Source organism: Vibrio sp. KUL78 (genome assembly GCF_059725505.1).
Window position 1 is genome coordinate 1,875,049 of record NZ_AP045837.1, and the last position, 21,611, is coordinate 1,896,659.

At 45.6% G+C, this 21,611-nt stretch carries 19 protein-coding genes; 8 read left to right on the top strand and 11 right to left on the bottom strand.

Annotation, left to right across the window (positions count from 1 at the left end; genetic code table 11):
• Positions 1–16: 16 nt before the first annotated feature.
• From prpC to AC6I8Y_RS08745, 3 genes are all read right to left on the bottom strand, one after another.
• The gene (gene prpC, locus AC6I8Y_RS08735; RefSeq protein ID WP_394154453.1) at positions 17–1,147 is read right to left on the bottom strand and encodes a bifunctional 2-methylcitrate synthase/citrate synthase; all 1,131 of its coding nucleotides are present in this window, start codon (positions 1,145–1,147) and stop codon (positions 17–19) included.
• Positions 1,148–1,277: 130 nt separating this feature from the next.
• Positions 1,278–2,177 (bottom strand): methylisocitrate lyase, encoded by a 900-nt coding sequence (gene prpB, locus AC6I8Y_RS08740; RefSeq protein ID WP_498019923.1) that lies wholly within the window; start codon positions 2,175–2,177, stop codon positions 1,278–1,280.
• Between the two features lie 62 nt (positions 2,178–2,239).
• The gene (locus AC6I8Y_RS08745) at positions 2,240–2,923 is read right to left on the bottom strand and encodes a GntR family transcriptional regulator (RefSeq protein WP_234495926.1); all 684 of its coding nucleotides are present in this window, start codon (positions 2,921–2,923) and stop codon (positions 2,240–2,242) included.
• A gap of 293 nt (positions 2,924–3,216) precedes the next feature.
• On the opposite strand from AC6I8Y_RS08745, the gene AC6I8Y_RS08750 reads away from it, so the two are divergent.
• The 3 genes from AC6I8Y_RS08750 (at position 3,217) to AC6I8Y_RS08760 (ending at position 6,472) form a co-directional block, all read left to right on the top strand.
• Positions 3,217–4,191, top strand: a complete 975-nt coding sequence (locus AC6I8Y_RS08750; RefSeq protein ID WP_042472784.1) for a tripartite tricarboxylate transporter substrate binding protein — start codon at positions 3,217–3,219, stop codon at positions 4,189–4,191.
• Positions 4,192–4,438: 247 nt separating this feature from the next.
• Positions 4,439–4,936, top strand: coding sequence for a tripartite tricarboxylate transporter TctB family protein (locus AC6I8Y_RS08755; protein ID WP_498019924.1), 498 nt, complete (start codon positions 4,439–4,441; stop codon positions 4,934–4,936).
• Positions 4,937–4,945: 9 nt separating this feature from the next.
• Positions 4,946–6,472 (top strand): tripartite tricarboxylate transporter permease, encoded by a 1,527-nt coding sequence (locus AC6I8Y_RS08760; RefSeq protein WP_042472783.1) that lies wholly within the window; start codon positions 4,946–4,948, stop codon positions 6,470–6,472.
• Between the two features lie 54 nt (positions 6,473–6,526).
• Here AC6I8Y_RS08760 and AC6I8Y_RS08765 read toward each other — a convergent pair whose 3' ends face one another.
• Positions 6,527–7,216: a response regulator gene (locus AC6I8Y_RS08765; protein WP_498019925.1), complete on the bottom strand. Its 690-nt coding sequence runs from the start codon at positions 7,214–7,216 to the stop codon at positions 6,527–6,529.
• A complete protein-coding gene (locus tag AC6I8Y_RS08770) occupies positions 7,213–8,832 on the bottom strand; it encodes an ATP-binding protein (RefSeq protein ID WP_498019926.1) in 1,620 nt (539 codons plus the stop codon). Before AC6I8Y_RS08770 ends, AC6I8Y_RS08765 begins: the two co-directional genes overlap by 4 nt.
• A 405-nt stretch (positions 8,833–9,237) precedes the next feature.
• Here AC6I8Y_RS08770 and AC6I8Y_RS08775 point away from each other — a divergent pair, with 405 nt between their 5' ends.
• The 5 genes from AC6I8Y_RS08775 to AC6I8Y_RS08795 all read left to right on the top strand — a co-directional run bounded on the left by AC6I8Y_RS08775 (position 9,238) and on the right by AC6I8Y_RS08795 (position 14,405).
• Positions 9,238–9,477 carry a cation transporter gene (locus tag AC6I8Y_RS08775; RefSeq protein ID WP_498019927.1) on the top strand — a complete coding sequence of 80 codons (240 nt, stop codon included), beginning with the start codon at positions 9,238–9,240 and terminating at the stop codon, positions 9,475–9,477.
• A 199-nt stretch (positions 9,478–9,676) separates the two neighbouring features.
• Complete coding sequence (locus tag AC6I8Y_RS08780; RefSeq protein WP_498019928.1) at positions 9,677–11,098, top strand: TolC family protein; 1,422 nt, start codon at positions 9,677–9,679, stop codon at positions 11,096–11,098.
• Positions 11,095–12,066 (top strand): HlyD family secretion protein, encoded by a 972-nt coding sequence (locus tag AC6I8Y_RS08785; RefSeq protein WP_394154440.1) that lies wholly within the window; start codon positions 11,095–11,097, stop codon positions 12,064–12,066. Before AC6I8Y_RS08780 ends, AC6I8Y_RS08785 begins: the two co-directional genes overlap by 4 nt.
• 9 nt (positions 12,067–12,075) lie before the next feature.
• Positions 12,076–13,269, top strand: a complete 1,194-nt coding sequence (locus AC6I8Y_RS08790; RefSeq protein ID WP_498019929.1) for an ABC transporter permease — start codon at positions 12,076–12,078, stop codon at positions 13,267–13,269.
• On the top strand, positions 13,266–14,405 hold the full coding sequence (locus AC6I8Y_RS08795) for an ABC transporter permease (RefSeq protein WP_394154436.1): 1,140 nt from the start codon (positions 13,266–13,268) through the stop codon (positions 14,403–14,405). Before AC6I8Y_RS08790 ends, AC6I8Y_RS08795 begins: the two co-directional genes overlap by 4 nt.
• Before the next feature lie 116 nt (positions 14,406–14,521).
• Here the strand turns inward: AC6I8Y_RS08795 and AC6I8Y_RS08800 are convergent, their stop codons facing one another.
• The 6 genes from AC6I8Y_RS08800 to AC6I8Y_RS08825 form a co-directional block, all read right to left on the bottom strand.
• Positions 14,522–15,823 carry a dicarboxylate/amino acid:cation symporter gene (locus AC6I8Y_RS08800; protein ID WP_042472764.1) on the bottom strand — a complete coding sequence of 434 codons (1,302 nt, stop codon included), beginning with the start codon at positions 15,821–15,823 and terminating at the stop codon, positions 14,522–14,524.
• A gap of 345 nt (positions 15,824–16,168) precedes the next feature.
• The gene (locus AC6I8Y_RS08805) at positions 16,169–16,786 is read right to left on the bottom strand and encodes an FKBP-type peptidyl-prolyl cis-trans isomerase N-terminal domain-containing protein (RefSeq protein WP_498019930.1); all 618 of its coding nucleotides are present in this window, start codon (positions 16,784–16,786) and stop codon (positions 16,169–16,171) included.
• Positions 16,787–16,934: 148 nt separating this feature from the next.
• Positions 16,935–18,755: a class I poly(R)-hydroxyalkanoic acid synthase gene (phaC, locus tag AC6I8Y_RS08810; protein ID WP_498019931.1), complete on the bottom strand. Its 1,821-nt coding sequence runs from the start codon at positions 18,753–18,755 to the stop codon at positions 16,935–16,937.
• 84 nt (positions 18,756–18,839) lie between these two features.
• Positions 18,840–19,187, bottom strand: a complete 348-nt coding sequence (locus AC6I8Y_RS08815; RefSeq protein ID WP_042472759.1) for a phasin family protein — start codon at positions 19,185–19,187, stop codon at positions 18,840–18,842.
• A 78-nt stretch (positions 19,188–19,265) separates the two neighbouring features.
• Complete coding sequence (locus AC6I8Y_RS08820) at positions 19,266–20,471, bottom strand: acetyl-CoA C-acetyltransferase (protein ID WP_234495914.1); 1,206 nt, start codon at positions 20,469–20,471, stop codon at positions 19,266–19,268.
• 18 nt (positions 20,472–20,489) lie between these two features.
• Positions 20,490–21,230 (bottom strand): SDR family oxidoreductase, encoded by a 741-nt coding sequence (locus AC6I8Y_RS08825; RefSeq protein ID WP_446567325.1) that lies wholly within the window; start codon positions 21,228–21,230, stop codon positions 20,490–20,492.
• Positions 21,231–21,611: the final 381 nt, after the last annotated feature.

Genomic DNA, 21,611 nt, shown 5'->3' on the forward strand with positions numbered 1-21,611 from the left:
ACATCCTCACACCGTGCTAGTCACGCGCCTCGATTGGTGTCCACTCTCTTGCTTCTGGACCATCATAGTCTGCACTCGGACGAATGATTCGATTGTTCGCACGCTGCTCGTAAACATGCGCAGCCCAACCTGTGAGTCGACTCATCACGAAAATCGGCGTAAACAACTTAGTTGGGATATCCATGAAGTGATAAGCAGAAGCGTGGAAGAAATCCGCGTTACAAAACAGCCCTTTCTCACGTTTCATCACGGCTTCTACGCGCACAGAAACGTCATACAGATAAGTATCGCCGACTTCTTGGGATAGTTCTTTTGACCAACGCTTAATTAGAGCATTTCGGGGATCGCTCTCACGGTAGATAGCGTGTCCGAATCCCATGATTTTGTCTTTGTTGGCAAGCATCTGCATGATATTCGCTTCTGCTTCATCCGCGCTTCGCCAATCTTGAATCATATCCATTGCCGCTTCGTTTGCTCCACCATGCAAAGGACCACGCAAAGTGCCAATAGCAGCTGTGATACAAGAGTGAATATCAGACAAGGTAGATGCACAAACGCGCGCCGCGAATGTGGAGGCATTAAACTCATGCTCCGCATACAAGATCAGTGAACAGTGCATCACCTTCTTGTGCGTTTCTGAAGGTGCTTTGTCTGTCAGCATTTTTAGAAAATAACCACCAATACAATCTTCACTTTGGTCAGCGGTATCAATACGCACCCCGTCATGACTAAAACGGTACCAATAACAGATAATGGCAGGAAACAGCGCCAACATGCGCTCAGTTGCTTTCTCTTGGTCTGAGAAATCAAGCTCCTGCTCTAGATTACCCAACACCGAACAACCCGTTCGCATTACATCCATCGGATGCGCGTCAGCAGGAATCAACTCCAGTGCTTGTTTAAGCGGCTCAGGTAAGCCACGCAATCCGACTAGAATCGTCTTGTAATCGTCCAGTTCTTTTTGGTTGGGGAGATGTCCGCGCAGTAGCAAGTGCGCAACCTCTTCAAACTGCGCGTTGTTGGCAAGATCAGTAATATCGTAACCACGATAGGTTAACCCCGTTCCAGATTTACCCACAGTACACAGTGATGTCGTACCTGCACTTTGACCTCGTAGACCTGCTCCACCGATGGCTGAATTAGGCATGTTGAACTCCTTTTCCCGCGTTTGCCCTTCTTGGGTCTTTTAATGCGGTGTTTCGTTATTGGATTAAAAAGTAGGTTTGAATTATTTTTCTTGGACTTCCGACTTGTAGCTCATTTTTGAAATCAGCTAATTAGGACTTGTTATCAGCGAAGAGCTGATCCAATTTATCCTCGTAGCTGTGATAGTTGAGATGTTCATAAAGCTCGGCTCGCGTCTGCATTTGTGGCGTCAATGCTTCTTGATTTCCCTCAGATAAAAGGTGTTGATACACATTTTCTGCTGCTTTATTCATTGCTCTAAACGCTGACAATGGATAGAGCACCATATCAACACCAACACTTGCTAATTCTTCACAGCCAAATAGCGGCGTCTGACCAAACTCAGTGATGTTGGCGAGAATAGGAACGTCTTTGCCCGTCGCTTGTGACAATGCCGATTTGAACTGCTTGTAATGGTCGAGCGAGGTCATAGCTTCTGGGAAAATCATATCTGCCCCTGCTTCAACGCAGGCAATAGCACGCTCAATCGCTTTATCCATCCCTTCGACGGCAAGCGCATCTGTACGTGCCATGATCACAAAACTCTGATCGGTTTTCGCATCGACCGCCGCTTTTACACGGTCGACCATTTCCTGCTGCGACACGATGGCTTTATTTGGTCGATGACCACATCGTTTCTGAGCGACCTGGTCTTCAATATGGACAGCGGCCGCCCCTGCTTTCTCCATCGCTTTGATCGTGCGTGCAATATTAAAAGCACCACCAAATCCGGTGTCGATATCAACAAGTAGTGGTAAATCGCAAGCATTAGTAATTCGCTCTACATCTACCAGTACATCGTTGAGAGTTGTAATACCTAAATCTGGCAAACCGTACGAAGCATTGGCGATGCCACCCCCAGAGAGGTAAATGGCTTGATGACCGACGTTTTTAGCCATCATGGCGCAGTACGGATTGACTGTACCTACAACTTGTAAAGGGCTTCCATTAGTGACGGCGTCACGAAATAATTGACCTGGTGAAGCTGACATGCTTGTCTCCTTGTCCTTTTTGTTGTCGGCATTCATTTCACGTATGTCGACATTCACGTTATCTAGTTAAGGTTTTGTTCTATCAAGGCTTTGCTGCGTGAGATATGTCTTCTCATTAGTAGCTCTGCCAACTCTTGGTCACGGTTTTTTATCGCATCCAAGATGAATAAGTGCTCTTTTAAAGCGGCCTCTGGTCTCGATTGAGTCCTAGGTGATTGATAGCGATACATTCGAAGCAAGTGATAGAGCTCATTACACAACAAATGAACCAACTGGCTATTTTGACTGGCTTTAATAATTCGATAATGGAAGTCAAAATCGCCGTGTTGATGAAAATAAGAAGCACCTGACACTTCATCAATATGTTCAGAGTGTCGGCCAAGGAGCTTTTCTAGCTCGGCGACTTCCTCGTCACTGATATGCGTCGCAGCTAATCTTGCCGCCATTCCCTCAAGGGCCTCGCGCACAGAGTAAAGCTCGACCAACTTTTGCTGCGAGAGGGTAATCACTCGAGCTCCAACATGCGGGATTCGCTCTATCAACCCGAGCCCTTCCAATCTCATGATTGCCTCGCGCAAAGGACCACGACTTACCTCAAATCGCTTTGCAAGCTCAGGCTCAGAGATTTTGCTGCCTGACTCAATGCGTCCCTCTACGATCTCTTCAATCAATCGTTCTGTTAAATTTTCTGACTTCGTCCCCTCTTTTAGCGGGAGTTCATCATTCATTGCTAGTTCAACGCTCATTTCGACACTTACCTACGCCGCCAACAACATTGTTGACAATAATCACTAACTGATGACTATTTAAGCAGCCCCAAGTTCGAAATTCAACCACATTGTCGACAATATAGACTAATGTCTAACGTAAACGTCAACCTGTGAACTTTATGAACAATATTCAGCTAATGCGCATTATCCTCAATATCTGCACTTTATTGAGGTAGCGTTAACATTTGCGTAACCTTTGACTAACCCATAGAGGTCACGCCAGCTCCCTCATACTGGTAGACAACAAAGTCAACATAAGGAACGTGAACATGTTTAAGGCACTAAAACCTACCCTTGCAGCGTCAATCGTTGCAGCTACCCTTTCATTTGGCAGCTATGCCGCTGATCTTGAGAAGATTCACTTTTTGATTCCGGGTGGCGCTGGTGGTGGTTGGGATATGACTGCACGCGGTACTGGTGACGTTTTGGTGAAAGCAGATATTGTCGACAATGTCTCCTTCCAAAATCTATCTGGTGGCGGCGGCGGTAAAGCTATTGCTCACCTTATTGAAACGGCCGAGCGTCAAGAAGACACGCTAATGGTCAACTCTACTCCTATCGTCGTTCGCTCTCTGACTGGTGTATTTCCACAGTCGTTCCGAGATCTAACTCCAGTAGCCGCTACTATTGCGGACTATGGTGCGATCGTTGCGCCTGCAGATTCCCCGTATAACACATGGGAAGATGTGGTTGCAGATTTCAAAGAGAACCCACGTAAAGTGAAGATCGCTGGTGGCTCAGCTCGAGGTAGTATGGACCACCTTGTTGTCGCAGCAGCCTTTAAAGGCGAAGGATTTGACGCTAAAAAAGTTCGCTACATTGCCTATGATGCGGGCGGCAAAGCGATGGCTGCTCTACTATCTGGCGAGACTCAACTACTGTCGACAGGTCTGGGTGAAGTTCTAGAGATGTCGAAATCTGGACAAGTTAAAGTTCTTGCGGTTACCGCTCCTAAACGTTTAGAAGCAGCTCCAGATATTCCAACGCTAACGGAATACGGCAATGAAACCGTATTTGCCAACTGGCGTGGTTTCTTCGCAGCGCCTAACGCTAGCGAAGAGAAAGTGAAAGAGTGGACTGCCGCACTGTCGAAAATGTACACCACTGATGAATGGGCTGTTGTTCGTGACCGCAATGGCTGGATCGACAACTACAAGCCTGATCAAGATTTCTATAAGTTCCTCGAAGACCAAGAGAAACAGATGGGTGCATTGATGACTGAGCTTGGCTTCTTAAACAAGTAAACCGCTTAAGTACTTAAGCTTAGTGGAGGAGCATAGCTCCTCCTATTACCAATTTTGCCGTATATAAGAGGCAGTTTTGAATCTTTCAGTTCACGATTGTCCACACTTGCAGTACTGCCCCCTTAATCTCCTGGGGATAGGTTTATCTGGGTAGACCCACTTTGTCCTGAGTTTGTTTATCCGCTTGGTCGCCACTCAACGACCCCTTATATACGGTCTTTTCTCTATTCACTATTTGGAGTGAGTTATGTCTGATTTCACCTCAAAGCTGTTCACGAAAGAGAACCTGCTGTCTCGTGATCGTGTAGGTGCGATGATATTTTTAATTCTGTGCTTGTGCTATGGATACCAAACATCGTTAATTCCCATGTTCCCTGGGGATGAGTACGAACCCTTTACTGCTCGAACCCTACCAACCATATTGACCTTTGTTGGTATCGGTCTGTCTGTTTTGTTATTGATTACTGGTCAGCCTGATCAGAAAAGTGCGGTCAAAGCCTCTTTTAACTGGAAACTCCTCATTGGTTTCTTGGTGCTGATGGCAGGTTATGGATTAGGTCTCACCTACCTTGGCTTTGTATTGGCAACCAGCTTTTTCCTATTGGCGGGATTCTATTTATTGGGTGAGCGCAGAAAACCCATCTTGTTTGGCGCATCGTTCCCATTTGTCATCGGTTTTTATCTATTACTCACTCAAGGTCTGGATATCTATCTAGAACCTGGGCTCATCTTCACGATTTGGTAGGACACCATTATGTTAGACGGAATTTTACAAGGTCTCTCGACGGCGGTCATGCCGATGAACATCATGATGGTCATCGTTGGTTGCTTTGTAGGTACATTTATCGGCATGCTTCCAGGGCTTGGTCCTATTTCAGCTATTGCACTCATGATCCCTATTACATACGGGCTAGATCCTTCATCAGGTCTTATCTTGATGGCAGGTGTGTATTACGGTGCCGTTTTTGGAGGCTCGACCTCATCAATTCTAATTAATGCGCCGGGCTGTTCTTCAACAGTTGTGACCGCTTTTGATGGCTACCCTATGGCTCAGAAAGGTCAAGCGGGTAAAGCCCTAGCCCTCGCTGCTTACTCTTCGTTTACCGGTGGTACGTTATCAGCGATCATGTTGTTGTTTGCTGCTCCAGCACTGGCAAAAGTATCGCTTAGCTTCCAATCTTCTGACTATTTTGCACTGATGCTTCTTGGTTTATCTGCGGTCGCCGCTTTTGCAGGTAAAGGTCAGGTATTGAAAGCTTGGATGATGGTGGTACTTGGGCTCATGCTCTCAACCGTTGGTATTGATAAAGGGGTTGGCGTTGAGCGATTCACCTTTGGTCTCACTGACTTAATGGACGGATTTAGCTTCCTACTATTAGCGATGGCTACCTTTGCTCTGGGTGAAACCTTAATGGGCATACTCAAGCCGCAACAAGATACTCGCCAAGATGAACAGAAAAAGCTAAGTGACATCGGCAGCATGAAAGTAACCAAAGAAGAAGTCAAAGAAGTGGCGCCTGTTTCTATTCGCTCTTCTATTCTTGGTTTCTTCACTGGCGTACTCCCTGGTGCGGGTGCGACGATTGCCGCTTTCCTCTCTTATGGTATGGAGCGCAACCTCGCACCAAAAGATAAGCGTGAAGAGTTTGGTAAGGGTAGCATTCGAGGTCTTGTTGCCCCTGAATCGGCGAATAATGCCGCATCAAGCGGATCATTCGTACCACTGCTAACACTGGGTATTCCGGGTTCCGGTACTACTGCAATCATGCTGGGTGCGTTGATCGCCTACGGCATCCAGCCTGGTCCACGTCTGTTTGTCGAACACCCTGATGTCTTTTGGTCGGTCATCATTTCGATGTACTTTGGTAACATTGTCCTAGTGATTTTGAATCTACCGCTGATTCCTTATATCTCTAAACTGTTGGCGGTTCCGAGAACTGTTCTGCTACCAATGATTTTGTTCTTCTCGATAACGGGTGTTTACCTAGTTTCATTCAACACTATGGATGTGTTTATCATGCTGTTGATTGCAATGGGCGCGATAGCATTACGACTCGCAAACTTCCCACTTGCCCCGCTACTGCTCGGCTTTATTCTCGGTGGTTTGATGGAAGAGAACCTTCGACGTGCGCTTATGATTAGTGATGGTGAGCTTAGCTTCTTATGGGAACGTCCTATAACAATGACGTTTACGGTACTCGCGGTATTGGTGCTTGTGGGGCCAGCGCTGCTGTCGGTGGTTAAGAAGTGGTTCAATCAGCCGAAGAAGGTTGAGTCCTAACGTAAAGATTACAAACAAAACAAAAGCCCCCAAACTAGGTTGGGGGCTTATTTGCTACTGGCGACTTTGCCTTCGATAACAACGCTCCGGCCTACCTACCGACCCGTAATTTACGTCAGCTTCAAGCTCCCCAGTACCAATTAAGAACTCCAGGTAACGCCTTGCGGTAGTGCGGCTAGCACCAATACGCTCCCCTGCTTCATCAGCTGTATATAGGCTGTCCTCTTTAAAAAGTGCACGTATTTTTTCCAACGTAACGCCGTCGATCCCTTTTGGTAAACGCTGCTCGGAGCTCGATTCAGAGCTATTCGCTTGCATCATCTCATCAACTAAGGACTGGTTAAGACCGTCAGCGTCATGCAGCTTTGCCGTCCTCTTCTGGTATTTTTTAAGAGCAGCTTCTAACCGTGGGAACATCACTGGTTTCAGTAGATAATCAATCACACCACCACGCATAGCATGTTGCAATGTCTCGACATCGCGTGCAGCGGTAATCAGTATCACATCGCACTCTTGGTTCAGCGAACGAATATGGGTCAAAATTTCAATGCCTGTTCCATCTGGTAAATAGACGTCTAACATCACAAGTTCGGGTTCTAGAACCTCTAGTTGCATTTCTGCGTCGGCTTTCGAGGTCGCAATACCAACCACTTCAAAACCACCCATCTGTTCTAGATAACGGCGATGTAGTTCTGCGATCTTAAGATCGTCTTCTATTATCATGACTCGAGTTAAGTCATTCATGCTAATCCATCCTTCGGAATATAAATGGTCACGCGCGTACCCATGGTGTCGTTTTCTATCATTTCCAGCTGCCCTTGGTATCGTTCTGTGAGTTGTTTGACCAAGAACAGCCCTACACCACGATTGTGTGCCGATTTACTCGATACACCCCGCGTCGTCAATGCATCAACATCAAGGTGTTTGGGTAAGCCGCATCCCTTGTCTGATACTTCTAATATAATCTCGTTGCCAAAATCACTGATCGATACATCTATTTGGGCGCGCTCAAAACGCTCATTAGGCGCGGCTTTTATTGCCGATTGTGTGGCGTCGAACGCATTGTCGATCAAGTTACCCAAAATAGTGACGAGGTCATCAGCATTAATATTTTCTGGTAAAGGCTCTAGCCTAGATTCTTCGTCAACAAGCATTGACAAGCCAATCTCTCGAGCCCGCTCTGTTTTACCAAGCAACATACCTGCAATAAGCGGGTCTTTTACTGTTTCTCTCAAAAACCCAATAAGCTGTTGATAGTGTTCAGTTTCTTGACCTATCAAGCTTTGAACCGCTTCGACTTCACCCATTTGTACCAGCCCACTAATGGTATTGAGCTTATTGCGATGTTCGTGCGTTTGTGAACGCAGCATCTCTGCATAGGCTTTAGTCTGAGAGAGCTGGTCGGTTAGTTCGCTAATCTCATCTCTTAGTCGGAAGCTCGACACGGCTCCTATTACTTTACCGTCAACAAGTATCGGACTGCGGTTCGCAACAATTCGCTGCTGATTTAAGTACAACTCAATATCGTGGTCAGTTTCTTGACTGTCGATCAAAGACTGAAGGTCTGAGTTCGGTAGAACGCGGGTTAAAGGCTGATTCATCACCTTTTCTTTTGTGAGTCCCAAGATCTCACAAGCACTGGTATTAATGGAACGAAGTACACCATGGGTATCAATACTGATCACCCCCTCTTTAATGGTGCTCATGGTGACATCAAGCTCACCATAGAGTCGACCAATCTCCTCTGGTTCGAAACCAAGAATCGCTTTCTGGAAACGTCGTGAGATGAAATAAGAGATGATAGCGTTGGCAATCAAAACGAGTATTGCCATGCCTATCAAGAACAGCAGATATGGCTCGATTCTATCTTGCAATCGGTCGAGCAAATAACCTACAGAGACAACACCGATAACATTACCATCTTCGTCGAAAACGGCGGCTTTGCCTCTAACCGATTTACCAAGGGAGCCTTCTGCGAACGAGACGTAAGACTTTCCATGGATAAGCGCGAGATCATTATCTCCCCCTTTCATCGGTAGACCAATTCGCTCATCAATAGGGTGAATTAGACGAATACCATCTTTGTCACCAATCACAATAAAGGCCGCACCAATCATCTCGGTAAGACCTCTATAGCGTGCCTGCATGAGGGACGATGTGTCGTACTGAATCATATGAATTACGGAAGAAGATTGGGCGAGAAATGTGGCAACGCCTTTAGCCTTAAGCCCCATTTCCTCTTCTTGAGATTGTTTAATGTAACTAAATCCCGCTAACGTCAAGACAAGCAACTGCAGCAATCCCGACACTGTCATGATGAGCAGCATTCGGTATCGAAAACTTATCTGGTTCCATTTCATGTTCACTCTCCCTGAGACAAACACTGTAACAGTGCCGTAACATAACGGCATCTCTGTGAATGTGGTTCTGTGAACTCCTAGGCTATTTTCGAATGATTAACGATTATCAACGTACGTTAACATCAGTTTACACACTCAAATCGTTGCATCGCTGTTCACTCTTTAACCTGATCAAGATCACATCATTTTTAGATTAATTTTAGAACTCTCACCTACCACTTTCGTATAGTATTAAGTGTCAGTTGACTAGGTTGAATCTCGGCTGCCCCGAATTCTGAGATTCTCGACACGTTAATAAGATGTAACTAGTCGTAGGCCATCGAGCCAGACAATAAAAATAAAATAGCAATGAAGCAGTAATAACCGTAACCAATAATTACTAGAACTATGATAAGGGAATAGATTATGGAACGTGACTGTTTTGGAATTTGCCTAGATAGGGCTTTGCTGTCGCGCAATCGACGTGCAACCTTTACGCATGTGAGGGCTTACCAAACCACTAACTCGCCTGAGGACGAATTAGACCAAGACGTTCAAGTCTCGTTCGCTTCTCCTCAAATGTCGGGTAGCGAAGTGTTAAAAGCACTTCTTAAATCAAAACACTTATTGTGGCGGGCCGGTTATGTATGCCCCTCCCACGATTAATTGTTTAATTCGCTAGCAAAAAGCAAAGTCTCTCCCGGCTTTGCTTTTTTCGTGTTCCCATCTATTGCTTCAATAAATTCGAAAAAAACAGACACATACACACGCTATTAACGAAATACCAACTATATTTAGGTTATTGCACGCCATTTTATTAGAGCATATACTCTAGATAATTTTTTAACATCGATTTGGAGCATTCATGAAGATCAAGTCCCTGCCATTGGCTTTGGGCGCTTTGCTAGGAACGCTTTCACTTAGCAGCTTAGCTGCAGAAGTCTCTTTTGATGAAGCATGGCAACTGCTTCAGCAGAACAACAATTCACTAGCAGCGCAGCGCGCAAACGTAGAGCGATATGGCCACTTAAAAGACGCTTCAAGCAGTCTCAACCTGCCTAAAGTAACGGTAGGGGCAAACTATACTCGCCTCGATCAAGACGTCACTTTGAGTGGTAAACAATTTGCCGACAGCCTAAACGGCGTGGATCCTGCTCTTCTGAACGCAATCGGTAGTATATTGCCCGGCCTAGGTAGCATAAGCTCAACTCTGGAAAATAAAGATATTTTCAGTTCCTCTATTCGTGCTGTTTGGCCTATCTTCACTGGTGGTCGTATTACTGCAGCTCAAACCGCGGCTGAAGGTAAAAAAGAAGAGGCGCAAAGCCAACTCGCGATGGAAGTACAAGCGCGCTATGAAGACCTCAGCAAATACTACTTCAGTGTCATCTTGGCAAAAAACGTCGTCGATACTCGTATGGCGGTGGAAAATGGACTGACTAAGCACCGTGATTTCGCCATCAAGCTTGAAGAGCAAGGTCAAATCGCACGTGTCGAGCGTTTACAAGCCGAGGCATCCCTTGATAAGGCGGTAGTCGAGCGTAAAAAAGCTGAACACAGCCTAAACATCGCACAGGCCGCGCTTACACAAGTTTTGGGCCAGACCGAAACCGTTGAACCCCGTGATGAGTTATTTATCAATCGAAACCTGCCACCTCTTGATGCATTCGTCGATCAAACTCTGGACACCTACCCTGGTCTTGCCATTCTTGATGCAAAAGAGAAACAAGCAAGCAGCTTGATGAAGGCAGAGAAAGGCAAATACTATCCTGAAGTCTATGCCTACGGTGACTACAGTCTATATCACGGAGACTCCCTAACCAGTCAGCTTAAACCAGATTGGCTTGTAGGTATTGGCGTTAGCGTTCCTCTGCTTGAAAACACGGGTCGCAGCGAACAAATGAAAGCGGCAAACAGCGCGGTCTCTCAAGTGCAGTTTTTGCGTAAACAAGCACGTCAGGATCTTAGCGTGCTCGTTGAGAAAACCTACCTAGAAGCGCAGCAAGCTTTAGACGAAGTTCAGGGGTTAAACTCAAGCATCCAACTGGCTCAGGAAAACCTAAAACTGCGTCAAAAGGCCTTCTCACAAGGCCTAGGCCGCTCGCTCGACGTAGTTGATGCCGAGCTGTATCTCGCCAGTATAAAAACTCAGCAGGATGCAGCAAGCTTCCAATACCTATTATCACTCAACAAACTTCTCGCACTTTCTAGTGAGATGAACAACTTTGCTACGTACAAACATAACGCAGTTACCCCTGCACAACTAAGAACTGAGGACGCATCATGAACAAGGTAAAACCGGCACTAGTGACATTAGGCGCTGTAGCTGTAATTGGCTGGGTTGGCTACAAGTTCTTTGATGCTTACCAAACACCACCTCTTCGTATTCAAGGTCAAATAGAATCACAGCAGTACAGCATCTCATCTAAGGTACCTGGTCGTATCGATGAGGTGATGGTACGTAAAGGCGATAATGTGTCTGAAGGACAGCTCATCTTTACGATTCACAGTCCTGAGATTGAAGCCAAGCTTGAGCAAGCGGTTGCTGGCCAAAAAGCAGCTGGCGCATTAGCGAAAGAGGCAGAAATTGGCGCAAGACAACAGCAGATTCAAGCGGCAGAAGATCAATGGCGCAAAGCGAAAGCGGCTGCGGCATTGATGGAAAAAACTTATCTTCGCGTCAATAACCTCTATAAAGACGGCGTCGTTGCTGAGCAAAAGCGTGACGAAGCACTAACGCAGTGGCAAGCCGCAAAGTATACCGAAAGCGCAGCATATCAAATGTTCCAGATGACGAAAGAAGGTGCACGTGACGAAACTAAGCTAGCAGCTGCAGAAAAAGCACGTATGGCCGCGGGTGCCGTAGCAGAAGTAGAAGCGTATGCTGCCGATACCCAAATCCATTCTTGGTTTGATGGTGAAGTATCTCAAGTACTACTTCACAGCGGTGAACTAGCTCCACAAGGATTCCCTGTTGTGACTGTTATTGATACGAAAGATACCTGGGCCGTGCTGAATGTTCGTGAAGACGCATTAAACCGCTTCGAGAAAGGCAGCGAGTTTGAAGCGTACGTCCCAGCACTCGATGAGTCAGTCACGTTCAAAGTCACACACGTAGCGGTAATGGGTGATTTTGCAACTTGGCGTTCTACTGATGCGACGCAAGGCTTTGATCTGCGCACATTTGAGGTTGAAGCGAGGCCACTGGATGACGTGAAGCTTCGTATGGGTATGAGTTTGGTCGTAGAACTGTAAGGCGCGGTTATGTCTCAAACTTCACCTACTCTCTCTATTGCTTCTCGTAGAAAGCTAGTAAAGAGTCACTTTCGTAGCCAGTGGCACCTACTCAGACATGACAAATGGCTATTGTCATGTCTGACATGGGTACCCATTTTGCTCTGCTTGTCTATTTACTGGATCTTCTCTCAAGGGATAGCGAGCAACCTTCCGATTGGTGTTGTCGATCAAAGCAAAAGCACCTTGTCGCAAAAGCTGATTCGAGATTATGATGCGACATCAATGCTCAGTGTTGACCACCAATATGAAGATATTGGTCAGGCAAGGCAGGCTTTAGTCGAAGGTGACATCTATGCCATTTTGTACGTGCCACCGGGTTTCGATAAGGCGATAGTGAGATCCGTATCTCCTCAGGTCACTCTGTTCTACAACAGTCAGTACATACTTGTCGGACGACTGATTAACTCTGCAGCATTGCAAGCCCAAGGGACATTTAATGCCCAAGTAGAAGTTGTGAAAGCACTCTCAAAAGGCAACACGACGGGCGCGGCTGCCGTCGGCAAAGCCGTTTCCGTTAGAACACAGATAACGCCCCTGTTTAACAAGGGTACCAACTACGCTCAGTTTCTGGTGACCGCGATTGTCCCTGCCATTTGGCAGATAGCCATCGTGTCATTTACCGTGCTCGCGTTAAGTGCCAACTATCGAGTAGCAGGCATTGCTCCGTGGTTAGGTAAAGGGAGCATTGTTAGAAACCTCAGCAATACGTTGTTCCCCTACTTTGTATGGTTTGCATTACTTGGATTGGCGTTTCTAATCTGGTTTTACGACTTGATCGGCTGGCCCATGGAGGGCAGCTGGACGGTTCTGATTTTTGCTCAGCTAGTCACGACCGTAGCTTGTATGATCATGGGGGCGCTGTTCTTTTTCTTAACTTGCGATGCTGCTAGGGCAATGAGCTTCGCTGGCGCCTTCACCGCACCAAGTTTTGCGTTTATGGGTATCACCTTCCCTGCCACTGATATGGGGCCGCTTGCTGTTTTTTGGCGCGAGCTGTTGCCTATTAGTCACTACATTGAGGTTCAGGTGAGTCAAGCAAGTTACGGTGTTCATGCGGCGCAATCGCTGGCCCATCTAATGCCTTTAATTGGCTACATTATTCCACTGGCGCTCACCGTTATGCTGATCAAAAAGCATTTAGCTAAGGAGTTATCAGCATGACCTTGTTAGAACACATTAAACTTGAACTCAAAGCAGTTCTCACTAATCCCGTGGTTGTTTTGACGGTATTTGGTGGAGTCATATTCTATTCGTTTCTCTACCCTCTTCCATACAGTCAGCAGACGCCAAGAGAGCAACCAATTTCAGTCGTCAATCTCGACCAAAGCCAAACGAGTTTCCAACTCGAGCGCATGGTCGACGCGACGCCGAATGTCCAAGTGGTACAGCGCGATCACACTATCGAACAAGCAAAGCAAGCTTTCATCAACGGTGAAATCACAGGATTTCTGGTTATCCCTGAGCATTTCTACAAAGATCTTATGTTGGGTAAGAGTCCGGTATTAGCTTACGCAGGCGATGCATCGTTGTTCTTGGTTTACGGCACTGTGGTCGAAGGATTAGCGCAAGCGGGCGGGACATTAGCGGCCAAGGCCAAAGTTTCAAAGCTTTTGATTGATGGTGTACCGCTTGAGTTAGCGAGTCAGCAATACTCGGCAACTCGACTTAATGCAAAACCCACATTTAACCCTCGAATGGGGTATGTAGATTATGTCGTCCCTGCGGTATTTGTGTTGATACTGCAACAGACGCTGGCCATGGCATCTGGACTGGTTGGTGGGACGCAACGTCAAGGCAAAGGCTATTGGAGTTCACAGTCTGTAATGTCTGTTATCGCAGTTAGAAGCTTTGTACTTACCGCCATCTACTATCTGCTAGGTATGTTCTATTTTGGTGCCAGTTTTAGTATGTATGGGATTAGCACGCTCGCCAATCCATTTGAAATTCTCACTTTAATGCTACCGTTCTTTTTAACGTCGTGCTTTATTGGGATTTTCCTAGGAGCGCTAACGCCTCGAAGAGAGCTAGTCACGGTCGTTGTGTTGATTAGCTCTATGCCTTTAATCTTTTCTGCAGGCTTTATCTGGCCCACTGAAATGCTTCCAGCACCAATGCAATGGTTCGCAGCAGCCTTCCCTACTCAAGCGGCTATCAGCGGGTTCTTGAAGCTAAATCAAATGGGAGCAGATTGGACTCAGATTCGAAGTGATTGGACGCAGCTTTGGGTACTTACCGTTGTTTGGGGAGCACTTGCAGCTTGGTGTTTCAAGAAATACCGGTACAGTGCACTAGATTGATAGCGCGCTCAAAGAGACGTGAACAACAATTGAAAATAGAATGAAAAAGGGCCAGTGGATATCCACTGGCCCTTTCTTTATCTGCTGATTTGTTATCTGCTAACTAGAAGTCTAAATTAGCTGTGCACTAGCTCAACTTTTTCTTCTTTCTCACCAGCTGCTGGGTCGTTGAACTTCTCTACATCTAGAGAACCCTCAGACTTAGCCACGATACACGTTACCGCGCTGTCACCAGTGATGTTAACCGCAGTACGGATCATATCTAGTAGACGGTCAACACCCATGATAAGAGCGATACCTTCTAGTGGCAGACCTACTTGGTTTAGTACCATCGCCAGCATGATTAGACCAACACCAGGAACGCCCGCTGTACCGATAGACGCCAACGTAGCGGTCAAGATAACCGTCAGGTAATCACCCATAGTGAGGTCGATGTTAAATGCTTGAGCAATAAACGCCGTCGCGACACCCTGCATGATAGCCGTACCATCCATGTTGATGGTCGCACCGAGTGGGATAGTGAACGAAGAAACCTTGTTATCAACACCAAGACGGTTTTGAGCCGTTTCCATCGTCACTGGAATTGTCGCGTTTGAAGAAGCCGTTGAGAAAGCAAACATTACTGCATCTTCCATCTTCTTCAGGAACGTAATTGGGCTTAGACCTGTGAAAGACTTAAGCATCACGCTGTATGTTACTAGACCGTGTAGAAGCAGCGTTGCTGTAAGTACTAAGAAGTACTCTGCTAGGTTAAAGATGGCACTTAGACCAAGACCTGTGAATAGCTTCGCCATTAGGAAGAACACACCGTAAGGCGCGATGTTCATCAGCAAAGCGACCAGTTTCATGATCACTTCATTGAGGTCACGGAAAACTGATGCGATGCGCTCACCAGGCTCACCTGCTGCGCTAATAGCGATACCAAACAGAACCGCGAACACGATTACCTGAAGGGTTTTGCCCTCTGCCATCGCACTGATCGGGTTGGTTGGGAACATATCGATAATAACTTGTCCCAGAGATGGGGCTTCAGCAGCAGCGAATGAACTTGCCGCAGTTAGGTCAGCACCTGCACCTGGTTGGAACACAGTACCCATAGTTAGGGCTAGTGTGATAGCGACTGCAGTTGTCGCGACATAGAACAGAACGGTTTTACCACCTAAACGGCCGAGTGTGGTGACGTCTTTAAGAGAGCTGGTACCGCAAACTAGTGAAACAAATACCAGTGGGACAACGAGCATTTTCAAGCTGGCGATAAAGACTTGACCACCAACCTCGAAAAGACCGTTTACAATGTATGCGTCTACAAATCCGTTCTCAGCAAATAGACCTCGAATAGCGAAGCCTGTCAAAATACCTGCAACCATACCGATGATCACTCGAGATGTCAGTGACATTGGTTTCTTGGCGTTAGTCATAATTACTCCTTATTTTTATAACGCTTCTTGATGGAGTCATCAAAAGCCGGAGCAGATTAGCAGCACAAACTAGTTGATTAGAATCACAAATTTGTTTCCCGATCCCGTGACGTGACGGAGATCACCCCAAATGTTATTAAAACACTGTTCATAAAAACAAATAAGCCACAAAAACGACACATAAAAGCATAGATATAAACTTTAGGTGATTATTTGAGCATTATATTCTTTTAAGCTTCAGATAAGTTTTATTAATGGCTGTTCGCAACATCCAAATACGATATCACCCAAACCAAAAAGACCAGCATTAAATGCTGGTCTTTTCGTAATACTAAGTATTTACGACTACTTGGATTCAACGGCCTCAAGCTTGAGGTCAAAGATCACCGCAGTTTCTGCTGGAACGGTAGGGTGAGCGTCTTCTTTGTAAGCAAGATGTGCAGGGACGTATAAACGCCACGTTGCTCCGATTGGCATTTCTTTAAGAGCGACTAACCATGAGACAGGAGCTTGGTGCAAAGTTACTCGCATCGGTTCAGGTAAGTGGGCCGAACCATCCACTTGCTGACCATTCAACAGCCATGTTTTATGACGCACAACAAACTGGCTATTGGCATCCGATTTGCTCTCGCCCTCTCCGGCATGAATAATCTCATATTGGATACCAGAGCTATGAATATTCACTTCCTCTCGAGCGCCGTTTCGCTCAAAAAAGGTCGCTTCGAACTGTTGTTTCTGTTCTATATGCTCTGCTTGCGCTCGTTTACGCTGCTCTTCCATCTCTTTCTTAAGTTCTTCAGCTTCACTTGGGTCAAAGGGCCATGGTTTTTGCATAAACGTATCCATGATCGCCTCTTGAATAATCTTGATGTTCATTTTTGGAAATGACTTTTGTGCCAACTCTTTAGCGATTTCTCGCCCGTAGATGTAGCTAACTTTTTGTTCTAGTGTTTCAATTTCCATAACAACCTCTTGGATTCTAGCTATGGATTCATCATACGTATCATTAGAGAAAAAAAAAGTATGTTACGGATACTCGAAGTGCGTTGATACTTCGGCTAAAAGTGTGGATGGTTGAAAAAAAGGGCCAATGAATGGCCCTTGAGATTATTTACGCTGATTCTTTGGATTCAGACTCTGGTTGAGGTGCAACGTCCATCGACTCTATGACCGGCAAAGTCTGCAACACAAACTCCCCTGGAGCTTGAGACAGTACAGGGTAATCCTCATTTCCAACTGGGAACGGATCTACCTGTTCGTCTGCAATATATTGCTGCAACCACTCGTTCCAATGCAGCCACCACGAACCTTTGTTGTGGTCTGCATTGTTAATCCACTCTTCAGCAGACTCATCAAGCGTTGAGTTAGTCCAGAAACCATATTTCTCTTTAGCAGGATGATTAACGATACCTGCTATGTGGCCCGACTCACCAAGAACGAAAGTCTTATTACCGCCCATCTTCAATGCGCCGCGGTAAGTGCCTTGCCAGAGTGCAATATGATCTTCTTTAGTAGAGATAAAGTAGCTTGGAATACGAATCTTATCGAGATCAATCCAAACACCACCAATCTTAACGCCCTTATCCTGAACTAGCTTGTTCTCTAGATACAGTTGACGCAGTAAGAAGTTGTGTGTCGCTGCTGCAACGTTCGTACTGTCACTGTTCCAGTAGAGTAAATCGAAGTCTACTGGGCTATTACCTTTGAGGTAGTTATCGATGTAGTAGTTCCAGTACAGGCTGTTCTCACGCAGTAGGCTGAATGTCACACTGAGTGAGCGACCATCCATATAACCTAGCGAGTTGTTCTGAACCTCGATAGCGCGGATAATAGTGTCGTTAATATACGCCCCTACCTCACCCGGCTGACTAAAATCGAGCAGTGTAGTAAAGAAGGAAGCAGAAACGATACGCTTCTTCATTCGCTTCGCGGCATAATACGCAACTGTCGAGGCGAGTACCGTACCACCAATACAGTAACCTGCTGCGTTGATCTGATCTTTGCCAGTAATCGACTCGATCGCCGCAACTGCTTTAACAACGCCTTCGGTAACATAGTCGCCAAACTCTACTTTAGCTTGAGATGGTCCTGGGTTGCGCCAAGACATCATGAACACTGAGTGTCCTTGCTCAAGCAGCCACTTAACCATTGAGTTTTTCTCTCTCAGATCAAGGATGTAATACTTATTGATAAATGGCGGGACGATGAGTAATGGTGTAGCGTTTACTTTTTCTGTCACAGGTCGATATTGAATCAGCTCGAATAACTCATTCTTAAACACGACATCGCCAGGAGTGTTAGCGACATGCTCACCAATTTGGAACGCTTCGGTATTGGTCATACGGATTTTTAATACATCCGCACTTGCTTCCATGTCTTCTTGGAACTGCTGCAATCCGGCGAGCAAGTTTTCACCATTTTGCTCTAATGTCAGCTTTAGAAGCTCAGGGTTGGTCGCAATGAAGTTGGTTGGAGATAGCGCATTTAGCGTCTGGCGAGAAAAGAAGGTCAATCGTTCTTTGATTTTTTCATCGACACCCTCAACGGAATTAATCGTGTCTAGATAGGTTTTACTGAACAGCACATACGACTGCTTAATAAAGTTGTAAAACGCTTCTTCTTTCCATGCATCGTCTTCAAAGCGACGGTCGCCTTTCTCAACGTCGACAACTTGTTCATTGCTCGCTTGCAAAGCAACACGTTGCCAAATTTCTAGTTGTTGCATCCACCACTTAGTTTGCATATCTAACATAGCGGCGGGTTGCTTGGATGCCTTGTCCATAAACTCTGCAGTATCCTCAGCATTGAGTTCCTGCATCGCTTTTGTCAGTGGGCTATTTACGGCTGCCTTGCCTTGCTCGAAGTCTTTCCACCATTGCTGGTTGCTCTCCTGCAGTTTCACAAGGTAGTCCGAAAAGAAGTTTTGGAACATAGCTAAAACCCTTTTCTTGGAAACAAAAAAAGGTTGCGGGAACGAGTGCCCCCGCAACCCTCTATATATAAAGTATTGCCGAAGTTAAGCAGGTGTACTTGCTTTAACAGCTTCAGTCGTGATCGCTTCTAGGTCTTCTTTGAACTCTTTCGCTACTTGCTGAAGCTTATTGCTATCATCCATCATCTGTTGAGACAGACGAGATAGCGTATTCAGCTGTTGGCTATTGAAAACAGCTAGAGAAGAAACATCTTTGATCTCTGTTGCCGCTTTCATTTGATTTACACCAAGCTCGCTGTATGCGCGCATTGCGTTAAGTTGAAGATCCGTCAACGTCTCTACGTTCTTTGTCATCAGTTTGTTGAACTTAGTGTACGGTTCAAACGTTTTTTCAGACTGCTCGTTGATCACTTTGAAAATATCCGTGTACATAATCATTTCTCCTAAGAAATAAACATTCCAGTTTCTAACTAAAATCTATCCCAGTTACTTGGGCTTCCGACAACTCAATTAACAGCGCTTAACAACGACTGCAGTTCCCATGCCACCACCGACACACAGTGAGGCGACACCTAGGTCTTTCTTCTCTCGAAGCATTTCGTGAATCAGGGTAACGATGATTCGGTTACCTGATGCACCTAGAGGATGACCCAGAGCAATAGCACCACCATTAGGGTTGGCTTTTTGCAGAATTGACTCTGCAGATACGCCATGCTCAGAGGCTAAATTACGAATTACACCAAGGGCTTGCGCAGCAAACGCTTCGTTTAACTCAAATACATTCACATCAGAAATCGCGACTTCAGCTTTAGATAAAGCATTAGTGACAGCTTGAACAGGACCAAGACCCATGATTTGAGGATCAAGACCAGTCTGAGCACTCGCCACCAACTCACAAAGTGGCGTCAAGCCAAGTCGAGTAACGGCTGATTCTGACGCAACAATCAAAGCACTTGCACCATCATTGATCCCAGATGCATTACCAGCGGTCACACTACCTTCTCGGTCAAATGCTGGGCGCAGCTTCGCTAAACCTTCCATTGTTGCATCCACTTTTGGATACTCATCAGTCGCAAACTCAACAACATTACGACGAACCTTGACTTCTACAGGAACGATTTCTTCTTTGAACTTACCTGCTTCAATCGCAGCAACTGCTTTCTGTTGGCTGCTCAAGGCATAAGCATCCTGGTCATCGCGAGAGATATCGACTTGTTTAGCAATATTCTCTGCGGTCACACCCATATGGTAAGCATTAAATACATCGGTCAAACCATCAGCGACTAATAAGTCTTTCGCGGTCATGTCACCCATTTTATGTCCACTACGTGCTGTAGCTGGCATTGCGAATGGAATTTGCGACATGACTTCAACGCCCGCAGCAACGACTATTTCCGCTTCGCCCGCCTTAATATGTGACGCGGCATCCATTAACGTTTTCATACCACTACCACACACCATATTGAGTGTATAGGCTGGGACTTCTGCAGGGATACCCGCTTTAATTGAAGCTTGACGACCGATGCCCATGCCTTGATTTGCACTGACAACATTACCAACAATAACTTCATCAATATCTTCAACTGAAATAGGTGTTGAATCTAACGCGCCTTTAATTGCTGTGGCAGCTAAATCACCTGCTGAAATATTCTTAAGGGTACCACCAAAACTACCAATTGCAGTTCGCTTCGCTGCAACAATAAATACTTTTTCCATCGTTATCCCTTTGAGCTGTTAAGCCATGTATAAACCGCCGTTAATAGCGATCGTTTCGCCTGTAATATATCCCGCCTCTTCACTAGCCAAGAAAGCGACCGACGATGCAATCTCTTCTGGTTTAGCTAAACGTTTCAGTGGAATTGTGCTTTTGATTGAATCCAGTACATCTTCACGCATCGCTTCAACCATTGGCGTACCAGTATAACCAGGAGCAACAACGTTAGCCGTAACCCCAGAACGTGCACCTTCTGCTGCCAAAGCTTTAGTGAATCCAATCATGCCTGCTTTCGCTGCTGCGTAGTTGGTTTGACCAAACTGACCTTTCTGGCCATTGACTGATGAGATATTGATGACGCGGCCATTGCCTTTTTCACACATTGCCGCGAAGAGAGGTTGTGTCACGTTGAACACACTATTTAGGTTGGTATTAATAACATCGAACCAGTTGTTCGATGACATTTTCTTAAATTGGCCGTCTCGAGTAATTCCGGCATTGTTTACCACTAGGTCAAACGTGCCTTCCTCTTGCTGTAATAAACCTAGCTTTTCTCTGCACTCTTCAGTATCAGTAACATCAAGTTCAAATAGACGAACCTGATCTTCGGTGAAGCCCTTTTCATCAAACCAACGTTTAGCACACTCGTAATTACCTGTGCTGTACGTAGCAATTAGACGATAGTTTTCCTCAACGAGTTTAGAAGAGATAGCAGATCCAATTCCGCCTTTCGATCCTGTGATTATTGCGAGCTTTTTCATTGGTGACTCCATTCCTAGCAACTAGCTTTATTAGCTATTTTATTAAAATTAAAACTTGACGACCTAGTGCGCTTCTATCCGTAGCTGACTCTTATTATTGATATTACACAGCTTTTGTTACGCTTTAAGTTTTAAATACAAATTTAAAGGAATCTTAATATTTGACCATCGAATATTTCAGGAAGGCGTTATAATGTTGATCACTATCACAAAGTGGTATGTAATCATGTTTATTGACTTATTTTTGCAAAAAACCCCAATAACAAACCCGTAACTAACTGAATATTTTATATTAATCCGTTAAATAATAGTTTTGTTATTAATTTCACACTTATTTACGCGCACTATTTAGGTGCAACACAATAGGAAATAAGGGGTTAC